The sequence below is a fragment of the Bradyrhizobium sp. Y36 genome, assembly GCF_002531575.1.
Classification (GTDB): Bacteria; Pseudomonadota; Alphaproteobacteria; order Rhizobiales; family Xanthobacteraceae; genus Bradyrhizobium.
Genome location: NZ_NWTI01000011.1, coordinates 1 through 16,960 on the forward strand (window position 1 = coordinate 1; position 16,960 = coordinate 16,960).

Below are 16,960 nucleotides of genomic sequence, written 5' to 3' on the forward strand. Positions count from 1 at the left end.
AGCCTCCATTGGGAAGCCTTGAATCACTCCGGCTCAGCGGCGACAAGGGGGTTTGAGTACAGAACCTAGATTCTGGTTTTGACGCGTTTTCCTGACGCGAACCGGTCCCCACTTCGCTCGAAAACGCTCTAGCGCTTCGTCAGGCCCTTGCCCTGCATACGCCAGACCAGCAAATCGATGCGGTCCTGGCCGAAGAACGGCTCGTTCTCGAACACGAAGGTCGGCACGCCCCAATGGCCTGATGCGGCGTGATCCTTCTCGTTCGCCGCGATGACCTGCTCGTAGCGATCCGGATCGGCGCTGATCGCGGCGTCCATCGCGGCGAGATCGAAGCCCGCGGCTTCGGCGGCGCGTGCGAGATGATCGCCCTCGTTCCAGCCCGCGACCGAGCCGTCCCACAGCACGCGCGCGATCGCATATGCAAATTCGAGCGCGCGTCCCTCGAGCTGCGCCATGGCGCCGAGCCGGGTCAGACGGTGGATGTAGGGCTGCTCGGCCGCGACATCGAAGGTGGTCTTGTCCTGCACGATCGGATCGGGCCGGGGAAAGCGGAACGGAATGCCCTCGTGCTGTGCGACGCGCGTGCTGTCGAGCACGACATAGCGAATGAAGCTCGGGCTGGCCTTCTTGAAGAATCCGGGCACGCGCACCGCGAGCGGGTAGACCGGCCGCAGGTTCACGGTGAGATCGTATTGCTCGACGAGCTTGAGCGTCTTCGGCAGCGCCAGATAGCTGAACGGACTGCGGAAGGAGTAGAAGAGGTCGACCGACAGGGTCATCGGGCCGGCTCCACGATGCATCCCATCATGCTGCGGGCCACGAGCTTGTGGAACGGCACGATCAGCGAGAGATAAGCCCGCCCGAGCAGATTGTTGGTCCGCACCAATGTGGTCAATGTCACCCGCCGGTCCGCCGCGTCGCCGGCGACGTCAACCACGACGCGGAAATCGAGATGGTAGTCGTCAAAGCCGGCGATCAGCCGCTCCGGTGTTTCGCTCAGGACCGGAAACAGGCCGACCATCCCGTGCGGCGCCGGGGCACCGTCGCCCGACGTCTTCAGCCCGAAGGGCTTCACCAGGATGTTGCGCAAGCGCGTCAGCGCGTCGACCCAGCGCGGCCCGTGCAGCACCATCCGTGTGCAGGCCTCGCGGGCACTCACGCTGGTCGCGCCGACGTCCGCGCGAAATGCGTCGATGAACTGCGCGCCTGCCAGCACCGTGCCGGCGTCGACATCAGGGGTGATTTCGCGGACCGTGGCGATCATGCCGCCAGTTTGCGCGTCAACATCCGGAAGCGCAAGATCAGCAGGCCGGCATAGACGAATGTCCCCACCGAGAACCCGACCCAGACGCCGACCGCGCCCAGCCCCGTGTGGAAGGCAAGAATCCAGGCGACGGGAAAGGAGATGCCCCAATAGCCGATCGCAGCGAACGCCAGCGTCATCCTTGTGTCGTTGAGGCCGCGTAGCGCGCCGCCCATGATGGTCTGGAGCCCGTCGGCGATGAAGAAGGTGGCGCCGACCAGCAGCAGCGTCGCGGTCAGCGCGACCGTGGGCGCGCTGGCTTCTCCGGCGCCGAAGAACAATCGGCCCAGCTCGTAGCGGCCGAGGACGATGGCAAGCGTCAGGGCCGAGACCAGCGCGATGCCGAGCACGGCGGCGGCCAGCCCGGCGCGCTTCACCGCCGCCGGCTCGCCGCGGCCGAAGGCGTGGCCGACCCGCACCGTCGCCGCCATACCGATGCCGAGCGGCACCATGAACAGCACGGCAGTGACCTGGAGCGCGATCTGGTGTGCGGCAATCGCGGTGGTCGAGATCAATCCCATCAGCAGCGCGGCCGAGGAGAACAGGCCATATTCCAGCAGCAGGGAAAACGAGATCGGCGCACCGACCGCGATCAGCTGCCGCATCAGCGGCCAGTCGATCCGCCACAGATGGGCGAGCAGGCGGTAGTCCACGAACGGCTTCCGCCATGCGGCGATGGCGAGAGTCGCGAGGAAGGTGCCGAGATTGACCATCGTGGTCGCAAGCCCGGCCCCGAACAGGCCGAGCTCCGGCAGGCCGAACAGACCGTGGATCAAGGCATAGACCAGCGCGGCATTGACCGGGATCGCGGCTACCGTGATCCACAGCGGTGCCTGCGGCCGGTTCATTGCGCTCATCATGCTGCGCAGTGCGATGAAGCCGAGTGCGGGCGCGATGCCCCAGGCGAGGCCGTTGAGATAGCGCTGGGCGAGCGCGGCCGATTGCGGCAGCTGGCCGAGCGCGATCAGGATCTGCTCGCCATAGAGCGGCGAGGCCATCATAGGCAGCGAGATCAAGAGCGCGACCCATAGCCCGACGCGCAGGGAGTGGCGGATGCGCCTGACGTCGCCGGCGCCGAATGCCTGCGCGGCCAGCGGCGACACCGCCGACATCAGTCCGAGCCCGAAGGTGAAGCTGACGAAGTAGACCGTATGCGCCAACGCCGCCGCCGCCACCGCGCCCTCGCCGAGCCGGCCGATCAGCGCGAGATCGGTCGTGATCATCGCGATCTGTCCGAGCTGCGTCAGCATCAGCGGCACGGCCAGCCGCAGCGTCTCGACGAATTCCTGCGCGAGATGGTTTTGTGGCGCGCCGGTTTGCGGCTGCGCGTGATGTTGGACGGTGTCGAGCATGGCGGCTCATTAGCACAGCCGGGCGACCAAAACATGGCTCGTGAGAACGAGAGGTGAGATGCTCTATCAGCCCGCTCGGTCTCGTGGGCAAAGGCGCATTTGCGCCGTGCCCACGACCTATTCATTGGTCCAAAGAAAGCCGTGGGCACGCTTCGCTTTGCCCACCCTACGAGACTGTGCGAGGAGAACCGACCGTCTCCTGGAAGGAGAGAAGACTCAGCCCTTCCGCTCCGGCACGCGCTTGATCTTCGCGCCCAGCGCGTTCAGCCGTTCCTCGATACGCTCGTAGCCGCGCTCGATCTGGTCGGCGTTGTTGATGGTGGAGGTGCCCTGGGCGCATTCGGCGGCCAGCAGCATCGCCATGCCGGCGCGGATGTCGGGTGAGGTCATGGTCGCGCCATGCAGGCGGCTGGGACCCGCGATGATCGCGCGGTGGGGGTCGCACAGCACGATGCGCGCGCCCATCGCGATCAGCTTGTCGACGAAGAACATCCGGGATTCGAACATCTTCTCGAACATCAGGATCACGCCCTCGCATTGCGTGGCGGTGACGATCGCGATCGACATCAGGTCAGCCGGGAAGGCCGGCCAGGGCTGGTCCTCCAGCTTCGGCACGTGGCCGCCGAAATCGTCCTGGATCTTCAGGGTCTGGTTCGAGGGAACGATGAGGTCATCGCCCTCGACGCGGCAGACGATGCCGAGCCGCTCGAAACCCATGCGGATCGAGCGCAGATGCTCGACGCCGGCACGGGTGATGCGCAGCGGCGAGCGCGTCACGGCGGCAAGGCCGATCAGCGAGCCGACCTCGATGTGATCGGGCTGGATGCGGTAGGTCGTTGCCCCCAGCGTCGCCGGCCCGTGCACGATCATGGTGTTGGTGCCGATGCCCTCGATCCTGGCGCCGAGCGCGACGAGGAAATTGGCGAGGTCCTGCACATGCGGCTCAGAGGCTGCGTTGCGCAGATAGGTGACGCCGTCGGCGGCGACCGCGGCGACCAGCGCGTTCTCGGTTGCGGTCACGCTCGGTTCGTCCAGGAACACGTCGGCGCCGGCGAGCCTGGCCGCGCGGAATTCGAGCCGGTCGGTCGCGGTGACTTTCGCCCCTAACTGCTCCAGCGCCAGCACATGGGTGTCGAGCCGACGCCGGCCGATGACGTCGCCGCCCGGCGGCGGCAGCATCACTTCGCCGCAGCGGGCGAGCAGGGGGCCTGCGAGCAGGATCGAGGCGCGGATGCGCACGCACAGCTCGGGATCGAGGTCGGCCGCGCGGATGCTCTTGGCGTGGATGTGAAGCGTGTTGCGGGCGGTCCATTCCGCGGCCGCGCCGACCGAGCGGATCAGCTCGACCAGCGTCTCGGTGTCGCGGATGCGCGGCACGTTCTCCAGCGTCACCGGATGTTCGGTGAGCAGCGCCGCGGCGATGATCGGCAGCGCCGAATTCTTGTTGCCGGACGGCTCGATCGAGCCCGAGAGCCGGTGACCGCCCTCGACGATGTATTGGATGGGCGCCACGGGATTTCTCCGTCCTGATGGGTTGGGGCGGGCTGCTTTGGAGGCGGAAACTATAGGGAATTGAGCGCGGTAGCAATTGCGCTGGGTGCGGGCTCCAGGGGCCGCCGGCTGCCTTCTGCGGGGGGCTCAGAGCAGGCCGATGATGTTCCCCACCACATAGAGGATCGCGATCAGGATCAGCGCGCCGATCATGACGAAGGAGATTTCGATCGCGATCGCGCCGGTGCCGAGGAGGGCCGCGACGCCGGCGAGGAGCCGCTCTTCCCTGAAGACCAGCGAGAGGACCGACAGCAAGATGGCGAGCAGGCCGAGCGAGATCGCGGTGGCGGAAGCGGCTTCGCTCCAGCTGCGTCCGGCCGATTTCTCGACCTTCGGGGCCTGATACTCGATCCCCTTCACGCGCGCCATCACGCGGTCCTTGATGCGATGGCCGGTGTCGACGATGACCTGGTCCGCCGGCGGCGGCGGAAACACCATCGGCACCACCCAATGCGGCAACACGGCCGCCATCAGCGCCAGCACACCGACAATGCTGCCGATAATGCCGAGACGGCGGGATGGCACGGCGGAGCTGGTCGGTGCAGAGGCGGTCATGGCGTGACACTTCCCGGCCGGGATTGGCCTTGTCATGCCCCTTCGTCGCGATGGCGGGTGGCGAGGTTCAGGGAGCTAGACGGGGCTTCAATTGCGAAGCCAATTGATCGCACCGCCCTCGCCTTTGACTTCGAAGTACATGAGGTCGATGTAGATGGCCGCTGCGAGAACCAGCGCTCGCTCATCTTCGGTCAGGCCGGGGTCCAGATATTCCACGAGAAAACTATCGCGGTCCGTAAACAGTTCAGAGCCGAGGCCGGACCATTTTTTCGCAACGCGCGCGTGCTCGTGCGCTCCGCGCATGAACGGAAATGTCCACACGCGCCAAAATGGCGAGCTGACTTCGAGCAACACTCTCCCCTGCGCATCGCGCACATGGAAGGTCTTGGTGAGAATCGAAAACTGACGCTCGATGGTTCCGATCAGGCGGCTGTCGCGCGAATGCAGCTCCAGACACTGAAAGAACCAGCGGAAGGGATGAATCCCGCGCATGACCTGCTGTCGGGCATTGTCGAAAAAAAGGATCTCAAAAGCGCGCCAATGCCCAAATACCTGGCGCCCCAGGAAGCCGAGAAGTCCCTTTTGCTGCTCGGCCGCATAGAGCAGATCGCGACCATTTTGATCGCAGATGCGGTATTTGTTGCGGGTTTCGAGACCGAAGAGCTCGGCCAATTCGAAGGCCTGCTGCACGTACATTTGGCGCTGGTTAGCTAAAGTCGACAACATTCGCTCGGACCTCTCCCAGTGCCAGCTACGCCATTTTGTCGCAGTGGCCAGTGGGGAGGTTCAGGGGGTGGGATTGGTCTCGCCGCCATGCCCAGGGCTTGTCCCGGGCATCCACGTCTCGTTTCTTCGGAGCAAGGCCGTCGATGGCCGGGACAAGCCCGGCCATGACGCTGTTGCGCCTCAGATATCGATCGTCGCGCTCAGCGAATGTTCCTGGATGAAGTCGCGGCGCGGCTCGACCACGTCGCCCATCAACTTGGTGAAGATGTCGTCGGCCTCATCGACCTCCTTGACCTTCACCTGCAGCAGCGAGCGCACCTCGGTGTCGAGCGTGGTCTCCCAGAGTTGCTCGGGGTTCATCTCGCCGAGACCTTTGTAGCGCTGCAGCGTGATGCCCTTGCGCCCGGAGTCGGTGACCGCCTCGAACAGGTCGGACGGGCCGTGCACCACATGCTCGCTATCCTTCCGCCGCAGCTTGCCGGAGCGGGCATAGACGTCCTGGAGCTTGGGCGCGTACTCGTCGAGCTTGCGGGCTTCCACCGAGCCGAGCAGCGCATCGTCGATGATGGCCGCTTCCTTGACGCCGCGCACGGTGCGCTCGAACAGGAAGCCCTGGCCTTCGACGAATTGGCCGACCCAGCCGCGCTCGACCTCCTCGGCCTGGCTGTCCAGCCGGGTCGCGATATACTGCGCAGCCGCCGCGGCGTTCTCGGGATTGCCGTAAACCGATTTGTTCAGCACGCCGGTGATCGCGGCCTGCTCGACCACCTTGCGGTTATAGCGGCTGTGCAGGTTGCGCAGGATGCTGCGAACGACGCGCGCGTCGTCGACCAGCGCGCGCAGATCGCGCCCCGAGCGGTCGCCGCCGGTGCCGGGGATGTACACGCAGTCGTCGAGGCCGGCGTCGATCAGATAGTCTTCCAGCGCGCGCTCGTCCTTCAGGTATTGCTCGGACTTGCCTCTGGAGACCTTATAGAGCGGCGGCTGCGCGATATAGAGATAGCCGCCGTCGATGATGTCGCGCATCTGCCGGTAGAAGAAGGTCAGCAGCAGCGTACGGATGTGGGCGCCGTCGACGTCGGCGTCCGTCATCACGATGATCTTGTGATAGCGCAGCTTCTCGATGGAGAACTCGTCGCTGATGCCGGTGCCGAGCGCGGTGATCAGCGTGCCGATCTGCTCCGATGACAGCATCTTGTCGGGGCGGACGCGTTCGACGTTCAAGATCTTGCCGCGCAGCGGCAGCACGGCCTGGAATTCGCGGTTGCGGCCCTGCTTGGCGCTGCCACCTGCCGAGTCACCCTCGACGATGAACAGTTCGGACTTGGCCGGATCCTTTTCCTGGCAGTCGGCGAGCTTGCCGGGCAGCGAGGAGACCGAGAGCGGGCTCTTGCGCGTCAGCTCGCGCGCCTTTCGCGCGGCTTCACGCGCGGCGGCAGCCTGGATCACCTTGCCGACGATCATCTTGGCTTCGGTCGGATGTTCCTCGAACCAGGCTTGCAGCGCCTCGTTGAGCACGTTCTCGACCACGGGGCGCACTTCCGAGGACACCAGCTTGTCCTTGGTCTGCGACGAGAATTTCGGATCGGGCACCTTCACCGACAGCACGGCCGTGAGGCCTTCGCGGCAGTCGTCGCCGGTCAGCGCGATCTTTTCCTTCTTGGCATTGGCTTCGGCATAGCCGTTGACCTGGCGCGTCAGCGCGCCGCGGAAGCCTGCGAGATGGGTGCCGCCGTCACGCTGCGGGATGTTGTTGGTGAAGCACAGCACGTTCTCGTGGTAGCTGTCGTTCCACCACAGCGCGGCCTCGACGCCGATGCCGTTGGCCTCGGCGCGCACCATGATCGGCGCCGGCACGATCGCCTTCTTGTTGCGATCGAGATATTTGACGAATTCCTCGACGCCGCCGGAATAGTGCATCTCCTCGCGCCTCTCGACCGCGTGACGCATGTCGGAGAGCGCGATGTTGACGCCGGAATTGAGGAAGGCGAGCTCGCGCAGCCGATGCTCCAGCGTCGCGAAATCATACTCGATGTTCTTGAAGGTCTCGGTCGAGGCGAGAAACGTGACCTCGGTGCCGCGCTTGCCCGGCGCATCGCCGACCGTCTTGAGCGGCGCCACGGCATCGCCATGGGCGAACTCGATATAGTGCTCCTTGTTGTCCCGCCAGATGCGCAGGCCGAGCTTGCTCGACAGCGCGTTGACGACGGAGACGCCCACGCCGTGAAGACCGCCCGAGACCTTGTAGGAGTTCTGGTCGAATTTTCCGCCGGCGTGCAACTGGGTCATGATGACCTCGGCCGCCGAGATGCCTTCGCCCTTGTGGATGTCGACGGGAATGCCGCGGCCGTCGTCGCGCACGGTGACGGAATTGTCGGAATTGAGCACGACGTCGACGCGCGTGGCGTGGCCCGCCAGCGCTTCGTCGATTGCGTTGTCGACGACCTCGTAGACCATGTGGTGCAGGCCGGAGCCGTCGTCGGTGTCGCCGATATACATGCCGGGGCGCTTGCGGACGGCATCGAGACCCTTGAGCACGCGGATCGATTCCGCACCGTATTCGCTCGGATTGGAGGGCTCGTTTTCGGCAGCGGGCTGCCGAGCAGGTTCTGTCATGAGAGGCCTTCGAAATGTCGCCCGAATCAGCGGCGCAAAAGGCGCTGACTTGCAGGCTATTTGTGCCATGAAAGAGGGATTGCGCCTAGCGCAAAGTATGCTGTCGCAACCCTTTGAGCAGATAGGGTTTTTTGGTTGGTTTTCAAGGCGTGGGAAGGCCGATTTCGGGGCCCGTGAAAAGCCCGATTCGAGACCCCGTTCCGGGTCCGCGAAGGCGTGGATTTTGCGGGCACGGAGGCTTGTTCAAGGGGGCCTTGGCGCCGCGGAGCGGGCCGCTGGGTCAGTAGATCTGGTCCGACTTGCTGTCGTCGTCGCTCAGCCTCAGGAACCACGCCTGGCCTGCGGCGAGGGTGATGGTGTCGGTGCGCACCAGATGACCCGACACGTGCAGTTCGTAGGAATATGAGCCGGGCGGCAAGTCCAGCGTTTGCGGATGGTTCAAGCCGCCCTCGATCTTGATGGTTCGATCATCGATCGAAAGCGAAGCCACATCAGGCACGAGATAGCCGAAGATCAGCCGCGCCTGTCCTGGCATTGGCAGGAAGTTGGCCTTGGCCACGGCCTCCGTATTTCGCTGCACGAGGTCGATAATGGTCTCGCCCTTGGCGCGATCAAGCGCCAGCATGCCCGGCCCCTTCGGGGAGGCGAAAACGAGCCGGGCGCGATCGGCGCCGACCATCGCGCCGTCAGGCCTTTCCTGCCAGCCGCGCTTTCCGAGCTCCGTGCGGTAGAAGGAGAGCACGTCGCTGAGGTCCGCGGGCACTTGGGCTTTGAGCTCGCGCCGGAGCGGGACTTCGACGCCGTTCACGCTGGTGCTGCTGAAGCTCGCGTGGCTGGCTCGCGTCGGCACGGGCATGTCGGGGTGGGCATCTGCTGCGGTCAGCGGCTCCTGGGAGCAGCTCACAAGCAGAGTGAGGCTGCAAACCAGCAACCGCCATCGTGCCGGGACCTTGGCCCCGCGCCTTGCCGTCGTCATGCCCGTTCTCCAGGAATGTCGCGCGTTGTGATCTTCGCGCGTTGCGGCGGCCGCGACCCGGTCGCCAGCGCCTCCGATCGACTAGTCGCCTTCCGAACCGCACAGGTTCACGCCTGCCATGACAAGCGCGGATGCGGCATCAGTACATCTGCAGCGGCAGCACGTCGCCGCCCGGACCCACCATGAGGCCCCAGGCGTCGCCGGCGGCGACCGTCAGGGTGTCGGTGCGGGCGGGCCGCCCCGGCACACGCAGCGCGTACTGGTATTTGCCTGGCGGCAGATCCAGCATCGGGCCCTTCGGCGATTGCGGGCCGCCGGCGCCGGCCGCGATCTTGACGGTCTGCTTGTTGATCGTGAGCGAGGCTTCTTTCGGCCCGATATTGCCCAACATCACCTTGGCCTGGCCCGCCTTCGGCATGATGTCGGCCTTGGCGGCGGCATCCGGATTCTTCTGCGCCAGATTGACCGTGGTCTCGTTCCTGGCGCGACCGAGCTTGAGGACGGCCGGGCCTTGCGGCGAGGTGAAGTCGATCTGCGCGCGCTCCGCGGACACGGCCGCGCCGTCGGCCTTTTCCTGCCAGCCCAGCTTGGAAAGCTCCGTGCGGTAGAACGCCAGCACGTCGTTCAGCGGGGCCGGGATGCTGGCCTCCAGCTCACGGCGGAACGGCGTATCCGTGCCCGGCAACTTGGTGGTGGCGAGCGAGGTCGACGACCGCTGGGTCGGTACCGGCAGCGGGGATTCGGTGTCGGGCTTGAGCGGCTCGGAGGATTTCGCCTGCACCTCCGGAATGGGGGCCGGCTTGGCTGCCGCCATCACCAGGGCCGATCCGCTCGCGCTGACACTCACCTTCGGGCCCATCTGCATCACGGTCATCGAGATCGACTTGCCGCCCTTGGAAAATTCCATCACCGCCATGTTCGGCTGATTGATGACGGAGGGCTGCTCCTTCCAGCCGGCCGGATTGAGCGAGGCGCGATAGAATGCGGTGAGCGCCTTGACGCTCGAGGTGGAGGAGAATTCGAGGTGGCCGCCATCGCCTTCGAATTTCACGCCTTCGGCGGTCTCGGGCAGGGGCACCGGCGTCTTGCTGTCGGCAAGCGCGCCGAGTGGCGCATCGGACAGGGCGGCCGCCTGCACCTTGCGCCGCGCTTCGTCGGCGGCGATGACCTGCTTGGCCATCGCCTCGGCGTCCTTCATGAACTTCTCGTCCGCTTCCTTCTTCGCCTTGGCGCGGGCGGCGAGGGCGGATTCCTTCACCTGCGCGGTCAGGCTGACCATGGTGAAATCGTATTTGCGGCCGAGCCGCAGCACGCCGGCTTCATCAGTGTTGGAGATCTTGATCGCCACCTCGTCGCCGGGCGCGAGCGGCGCGCTGCCGTCCTCCTGCCAGCCGCGCGCGGCAAGTTCGCGATGATAGAAGGCGAGCACCGCGGGCAGCTCGGCCATCGCGGCGGCCGACATTTCGCGCTTGTTGGAGCTCGCGCTGCCGAGGCCTCTCGACGTCTTGGTGAACGTCGGCCGCGGCAGGCCGGCGGCGTCGCTGTCGGCCTTGAGCTCGCCGGGCAGGGCGAAGGGCGCGACGCGGATGTCCACGATGGTGCGGCCGTCGTCGCCGCGCGTCAGCGTCAGCATCACCGGCTTCTGCTGGTAGAAGCCGGTCTCCCTGCTGTCGGCGTGGGCGTAATACGCGCGAAAGCCGTTGGGAACGGTCTCATCCAGGCTGGTTGTCCAGCGTGCGGCCGTTTCCTGCGTGAGCTTCTGCCAGCCGATCGCAGCCATCTCGCGGCCGTAGAATTCCGATGTGGCCTCGAGCGCTGCTGGCGCGATGCAGCCCAGAAAGGGTCTCGTGCCATCGAACACGATCTCGCTCGCGCCGTCGGGAAACGGCACGTTGCCGTAGATGCGATCGTCCGTGTAATACACCACGGACTGATCGGGCCGGCCGAGCGCCTGCGTGAAGTGAACGGACAGGCCCTGCCGTCCCTTCTTGAATTTCAGCGTGGTGTTCTTCTCCTCCAGCGGCAGCACATAGGGCACCCAGCCCTCGGCGATCAGGAGTTTTCGCACCGCCTGCGACGTCACGACCGGCGGCGTCGGCACGCGATATTCGACGCGGTAGGGATCGGGGCGCGAGGTGTCCTCCACCGCGCCTTCGAGCTGCGGCAGCGCGTGGACGTCGACGATACCCGCATCGGCGGCGGCTGCGATCGAGCAGCTCGCCACCAAGAAGAGGCCGCATGCAAGCAGCCGCCAGCGTGCCGGGACCTGCGTCCCGCGCGTCATCCTCGACATTGTCACGTCTCCAGGGGCGTGGCGCGGCGCATCGGCTCGCGCGCAATTGCAGGCTGCGACACCGTCGGCGCGGCCTATGACCAGAAGTCGCGGCAGGAACCCGTGAGGTTCAAAGATCGCGCCAGGCTTGGGGGGCTGCGAAGGCTCAGTAAAGCTGCAGCGGTGGCCAGGCGTCGCCGTCTCGCCCGACCGTGAGCTCCCAGGCATCGCCGGCGGCAACGGTGAGGGTCTTCGTGGTGGCTGAGCGGTCGGGCACGCGCAGCTCGTAGGAATACTTGCCGGGCGCCAGATTCAGCGACACCGCGTGCGTGCCGGCGGCGCGCGTGACGGTCCGCGCATCGATCGTGAGCATGGCGTCGGTCCCGCTGATATTGCTGAACACCAGCTTTGCCTGGCCGGGCTCGGGCAGGACGTTCGCCCGAGCCGCCGCATCAGCATTCTTCTGCACGAGATGAATAGCGGTGCCGCCGTCCTTGCGGGCGAGCTCCAGTGCGGCCGGTCCCAGCGGGGAGGCGAAGGCGAGCTGGACGTGATCGGCCGCCGTCTCGGCGCCCTCGGGTTTTTCCTGCCAGCCGAGCTTTCCGAGCTCGGAGCGATAGAAGGTGAGGACGTCGCCGAGCTCCGCGGGCACGCGGGCTTCGAGCCGCGTCCGCAGCGGCGTCTCGACGCCGGGCATCACGGTGGTGTGGATGCCGCGGTAGCTGAAGCGGGTCGGCGCGGGCAGCTTGGCATCGGGGTCCAGCGTGAGTGTCGCCGAGAACAGCGGCGGCAGATTGGACACGAAGGCGCCGGCACTCGCCGCGAGCAGGCAACTTGCGAGCAGGACAAGGCCACACGCAAACAACTGCCATCGTGCCGGAGCTTGCGCCCCATGCCTCGTCGTCGTCATGCCGATGCTCCAAGGATACTGCCAAGAATAGCGCGGGTGTCCGAGATATTCGCGCGATGGCCGCGTGTGGCGGCCTCATGCAGCTAGTCGCAGACGGAAACGGGCGGGTTCAATGCCGCCTCTAGCGCCGGGCGGAGACTCTTCCGCTCTCAACGTCAAACACTTCGCCTCCGGCGCCGATCTCGGCGAAGGCCGCCGGGTCCGCGCCGGTCAGCCAGACCTGCGCGCCGAGCTTTTTCAGCTCGTCGAACAGCGCGGCCCGACGGTTCGGGTCGAGATGCGCCACGACCTCGTCGAGCAGCAGCAACGGCACGATGCCGGTCATCTCCGCGACCAGGCTCGCATGCGCCAGCACGAGGCCGATCAGAAGCGCCTTCTGCTCGCCGGTGGAGGCGTCGCGCGCCGGCATGCTTTTCGGCGCATAGACTACCTGGAGGTCGGTGAGATGCGGACCGTCGGTGGTGCGGCCGGCGATGGCATCGCGGGGGCGGTTGTCGCGCAGGATCAGGCGGTAGCGGTCCTCGACCGAGGTCGCAGTCTCGGTCAGCAGCGCGTTCTCCATCCAGCCGTCGAGCGCGATTTGAGCCGAGGGAAAGGCGGAGGCCTGCGCCCGCGCATTCAACATGCCGGTCAGCCGCGCCGCGGTCTGGCCGCGTGTCGCCGCCACCGCCACCGCAAGCTCCGCAGTCTCGCGCTCGATCGCGTCACACCAATGGTCGTCGTAATTGCGCGTCTCGAGCAGACGGTTGCGCGAGCGCAAGGAGCGCTCCAGCGCGTTGATGCGGCTGGAATGCTCGTTGTCGATGGCCAGCACCAGGCGGTCGAAGAAGCGCCGGCGCTCGGAGGCGGCGCCCATGAACAGCCCGTCCATCGCCGGCGTCAGCCAGACCATGCGGATGTGGTCGCCGAAGGCGCTCGCCGAACCCACCGGTTCGCGGTCGATGCGGCAGCGCCGGCTCACCGCGCTGTCGGCCCGCGGCGCATCGATGCCGGTGCCGAGCGTCGCCAGCCCCAGCGCGCCCTCGACCTGCGCCGACACCGCCCAGGAGCCGTCGCCCTGGTTGTCGGCGACGTCCTCCAGCGTGGCGCGCCGCAGACCGCGCCCGGGTGAGAGAAACGAGATCGCCTCGATGCAATTGGTCTTGCCCGCCCCATTCGGCCCGACCAGCGCCACCAGGTCAGCCGCCGTCTCGAGCCCCCCCGCCCGATAATTGCGAAAATGCGTCAGCGTCAGGCGATGAATGCGGGAGGGGGTCATGTTTCCTTGTCATTGCCGGGCTTGACCCGGCAATCCATCGCCCGCGTCAGCGGGCAATTTCATCATAAAGGTCTTGCCACGCGGGATTGCTCTTCACGATCAGATCGATCTTCCACTCGCGCGACCAGTGCTTCATGTTCTTTTCGGGCTGGAGGGCAGCGGAAATCGTGTCGTGTGCCTCGAAATACACCAGGGTCTTCACCCCGTAGCGTTTGGTGAAGCCGTCCGCCAGGCCTTCACGGTGCTCATAGACGCGTCTGACCAGATTGTTGGTGACGCCGATGTAGAGTGTTCCACCGGGCTTGCTGGCGAGGATGTACACCCAATAAGTCATCTTGTTTGATGGATGGCCGGGTCAAGCCCGGCCATGACGGGAAGAGAAAAAAGCCCCTCACACCCGCATCGGCATCAGCACGTACAGCGCGCTCTTGTCGTCCTTGTCCTGCACCAGGGTCGGCGAGCCCGGGTCGGCGAGCTTGAGCGTTGCGACGTCGCCTTCGATCTGGGCGGCGATGTCGAGGAGGTAGCGGGAGTTGAAGCCGATATCGAGGGCGTCGGAAGCGTATTCGACCTCGAGCTCTTCGGTCGCGCTGCCGGAATCCGGATTGGTCACCGACAGCACCAGCTTGCCCGGCGACAGCGACAGCTTCACCGCGCGGCCGCGTTCGCTGGAGATGGTGGAGACGCGGTCGACCGCGTTCTCGAAGTCCTTCTTGTCGACGACGAGCTCCTTGTCGTTGCCTTGCGGAATGACGCGGCCGTAATCGGGGAAGGTGCCGTCGATCAGTTTCGAGGTCAGCACCACGTTGCCGATGGTGAAGCGGATCTTGGCCTGCGACAGCTCGATCGTCATCTCGGCGTCGGCGTCCTCGATCAGGCGCTGCACCTCGCCGACGGTTTTCCGCGGCACGATCACGCCGGGCATGCCTTCGGCCCCCTTGGGCTGCACGAGGTCGAGCTGGGCGAGGCGGTGGCCGTCAGTGGCGACGCCGCGCAAGGTCGCGGCTTTCGCGGTGCCGGCGGCGTGCAGATAGATGCCGTTGAGATAGTAGCGCGTCTCTTCGGTCGAGATCGCGAACTGGGTGCGGTCGATCAGCCGCTTGACGTCCTTGGCGGCGAGCGAGAAGGAATGCGACATGTCGCCCGCGGCCAGATCCGGGAAGTCATTCTCGGGGAGCGTCTGCAGGGTGAAGCGCGAGCGGCCGGCGCGGATCGCCAGCACGGCGCGGTCGCCGTCGGCCTCCAGCACGATCTGCGAACCATCCGGCAGCTTGCGCACGATGTCGTAGAACATGTGTGCCGGCACGGTGGTGGAACCAGCGGTCGCGGTTTCCGCCGGAAGCGTCTCGGTCACCTCGAGGTCGAGGTCGGTCGCCTTCAGCGACAATTTGGCGTTCTCGGCGCGGACCAGCACGTTGCCGAGGATCGGAATCGTGTTGCGGCGCTCGACCACGCGGTGGACATGGCCCAGTGACTTCAGGAGTTGCGCGCGTTCGACCGTAACCTTCATTGCACTACTCGCCCGATCCCCAAGAGAACTTCACGGAAAACATCATGTTGAAGAAGCCGGGCGGTCGAAAAGCCCGCCGCGGCGCCGCTGACCCCGCCAGCCGGGGTCAGCCGACCGATATGACCAAAGCCGTCAGGGTCGCGCAAGGTGGCGCGGAAAGTCATCCAGTTCAAGGGATTGGGGGCCAGTTCCCCACGATTTACCGCCCAAAACGAAGGCCGCCGCCCAGGCATGGCCGGAGCGGCGGGAGAATGGCGGGAGGCCTAGGCGTTTATTCCTGAAGCTGGCGCTTCAGCGACTCCACCTCTTCGGACAACGCGGTGTCCTTGGAGACCAGGGCCTCGATCTTGCGCACGGCGTGCAGCACCGTGGTGTGGTCGCGTCCGCCGAAGCGGCGGCCGATCTCGGGCAGCGAGCGCAGGGTCAGCGTCTTGGCGAGATACATCGCGACCTGGCGCGGGCGCACCACATTGGCGGTGCGGCGCGAGGAGAGCAGGTCGGAGCGGCTGACGTTATACTGCCGTGCCACCACACGCTGGATGTCCTCGATCTTGATCCGCTTCGGCTCCTGCGGCCGGACCAGATCGCGCACCTCGCGCTCGGCCATCTCCAGCGTCACCGGCTGGTTGTTGAGCTTGGAATGCGCCAGCAGGCGGTTGATCGCGCCCTCGAGGTCGCGGCCGTTATGGGTGATGGTGCGCGCGAGATAATGCAGCACCTCCTCGGGTACGTCGAAAGTCGCATGATGGGTGCGGGCGGCTGCGACGCGCGACTTGAGAATGCCGTGGCGCAGCTCCTCCCCAAGCGAGCCCATCTCGACCACGAGACCGCCGGCAAGCCGCGAGCGGACGCGGTCATCGAGGCTTTCGAGATCGGACGGCGGACGGTCGGCTGCGATCACGACCTGGCGGCCGGCGTCGATCAGCGCGTTCAGCGTGTGGCAGAACTCGGCCTGGGTCGATTTGCCCTGCAGGAACTGGAGATCGTCGATGACGAGCACGTCGATGCCGCGCAGCGCTTCCTTGAACGCCAGCGCCGTCTGCGTCTTCAGCGCGGCGACGAAGCCGTACATGAATTTTTCTGCCGTGAGATACAGCACCTTGCGCTCGTTGCCGGAATTGCCGGCCCAGGTCACGGCCTGGAGCAGGTGCGTCTTGCCGAGGCCGACGCCGGCATGGATGTAGAGCGGGTTGAACATCACGGGGTCGCCGCGGCGACCTTCCGCGACCTGTCGCGCAGCCGCATGCGCCAGCGTGTTGGAGCGGCCGACGACGAAGCTCGCGAAGGTCAGGCGCGGATCGAGCGGCGAGCCGCCGAGCGCGTCATGATTGGCCGAGACCGGCGCGGTCGCGGTCGAGCGCAGCTCGGGCGCGGGCGTACGGCGCGTCTCGACCGGCGCAGGGGCTTCCTTCGGCTGCGCCACCGGGCGCACCGCCGAGCGAACGGTAAGATCGATACGATGCACTTCCGGCATCTCGGCCTGCCAGCACGACAGCACGCGCTCGGCATAATGGGCCTGGATCCAGCTCTTCAGAAAGCGCGTGGGCACCGAGAGCCGCACGCTCTCGTCCTGCACGCCTTCGAGATCCATGCGTGCAAACCAGCTCGTGTAGATGTCTTCGCCAACGTTCGAGCGCAGCCGGCTCTTCACGCGTGACCAGCGATCCTGTTCCATTGTCATCGTCAGAAAACTTCTCTTGAGAGATAAGGTTGCGTGGTGAGCGCCATGCAGGGCTTCCTGTCATGGCGCGACCTCAAGCGAGTCCATCATCAGGCATGGCTCGACCGTTCGGCGGAAATGCGCCGCGGGTCAGATCAGCGATGTCGGAGATGGAGAGTTCGCGAGGTCAGCGCGTACTCGACGCGCCCTCGCACGTCGGAGGCTGAACGCAGGACGGATCGGAGACGGCATCGTTGAGCGATGAAACTTG

Annotated in this window: 14 protein-coding genes; all 14 read right to left on the bottom strand. The window is 65.9% G+C overall.

Annotated features, from left to right (window positions below):
* Window positions 1-128 precede the first annotated feature (128 nt).
* The 14 genes from CO669_RS19015 to dnaA all read right to left on the bottom strand — a co-directional run bounded on the left by CO669_RS19015 (window position 129) and on the right by dnaA (window position 16,710).
* Complete coding sequence (locus tag CO669_RS19015; RefSeq protein ID WP_097661474.1) at window positions 129-779, bottom strand: 2-hydroxychromene-2-carboxylate isomerase; 651 nt, start codon at window positions 777-779, stop codon at window positions 129-131.
* Complete coding sequence (locus CO669_RS19020) at window positions 776-1,264, bottom strand: DUF2867 domain-containing protein (RefSeq protein ID WP_097661475.1); 489 nt, start codon at window positions 1,262-1,264, stop codon at window positions 776-778. The genes CO669_RS19015 and CO669_RS19020 overlap by 4 nt, the downstream gene beginning before the upstream one ends.
* Entirely contained in the window at window positions 1,261-2,655 is a 1,395-nt protein-coding gene (locus CO669_RS19025) for an MATE family efflux transporter (protein WP_097661476.1), read from the bottom strand. The genes CO669_RS19020 and CO669_RS19025 overlap by 4 nt, the downstream gene beginning before the upstream one ends.
* A gap of 216 nt (window positions 2,656-2,871) precedes the next feature.
* Entirely contained in the window at window positions 2,872-4,167 is a 1,296-nt protein-coding gene (murA, locus tag CO669_RS19030; RefSeq protein WP_097661477.1) for a UDP-N-acetylglucosamine 1-carboxyvinyltransferase, read from the bottom strand.
* A gap of 126 nt (window positions 4,168-4,293) precedes the next feature.
* On the bottom strand, window positions 4,294-4,761 hold the full coding sequence (gene yidI / locus CO669_RS19035; protein ID WP_097661478.1) for an inner membrane protein YidI: 468 nt from the start codon (window positions 4,759-4,761) through the stop codon (window positions 4,294-4,296).
* An 87-nt stretch (window positions 4,762-4,848) separates the two neighbouring features.
* Window positions 4,849-5,487: a phospholipid scramblase-related protein gene (locus CO669_RS19040; RefSeq protein WP_097661479.1), complete on the bottom strand. Its 639-nt coding sequence runs from the start codon at window positions 5,485-5,487 to the stop codon at window positions 4,849-4,851.
* Window positions 5,488-5,667: 180 nt separating this feature from the next.
* Window positions 5,668-8,103, bottom strand: a complete 2,436-nt coding sequence (gyrB, locus tag CO669_RS19045) for a DNA topoisomerase (ATP-hydrolyzing) subunit B (RefSeq protein ID WP_097661480.1) — start codon at window positions 8,101-8,103, stop codon at window positions 5,668-5,670.
* A gap of 280 nt (window positions 8,104-8,383) precedes the next feature.
* Window positions 8,384-9,079, bottom strand: coding sequence for a hypothetical protein (locus tag CO669_RS19050; RefSeq protein ID WP_097661481.1), 696 nt, complete (start codon window positions 9,077-9,079; stop codon window positions 8,384-8,386).
* 139 nt (window positions 9,080-9,218) lie between these two features.
* The gene (locus CO669_RS19055) at window positions 9,219-11,372 is read right to left on the bottom strand and encodes a hypothetical protein (RefSeq protein ID WP_097661482.1); all 2,154 of its coding nucleotides are present in this window, start codon (window positions 11,370-11,372) and stop codon (window positions 9,219-9,221) included.
* Window positions 11,373-11,517: 145 nt separating this feature from the next.
* Window positions 11,518-12,261 carry a hypothetical protein gene (locus CO669_RS19060; protein WP_097661483.1) on the bottom strand — a complete coding sequence of 248 codons (744 nt, stop codon included), beginning with the start codon at window positions 12,259-12,261 and terminating at the stop codon, window positions 11,518-11,520.
* A 121-nt stretch (window positions 12,262-12,382) separates the two neighbouring features.
* A complete protein-coding gene (gene recF, locus CO669_RS19065; protein WP_097661484.1) occupies window positions 12,383-13,519 on the bottom strand; it encodes a DNA replication/repair protein RecF in 1,137 nt (378 codons plus the stop codon).
* Window positions 13,520-13,565: 46 nt separating this feature from the next.
* The gene (locus tag CO669_RS19070) at window positions 13,566-13,853 is read right to left on the bottom strand and encodes a GIY-YIG nuclease family protein (protein WP_097661485.1); all 288 of its coding nucleotides are present in this window, start codon (window positions 13,851-13,853) and stop codon (window positions 13,566-13,568) included.
* A 57-nt stretch (window positions 13,854-13,910) separates the two neighbouring features.
* A complete protein-coding gene (gene dnaN, locus CO669_RS19075; RefSeq protein ID WP_097661486.1) occupies window positions 13,911-15,029 on the bottom strand; it encodes a DNA polymerase III subunit beta in 1,119 nt (372 codons plus the stop codon).
* A gap of 271 nt (window positions 15,030-15,300) precedes the next feature.
* On the bottom strand, window positions 15,301-16,710 hold the full coding sequence (gene dnaA, locus CO669_RS19080; protein ID WP_097661487.1) for a chromosomal replication initiator protein DnaA: 1,410 nt from the start codon (window positions 16,708-16,710) through the stop codon (window positions 15,301-15,303).
* Window positions 16,711-16,960 lie beyond the last annotated feature (250 nt).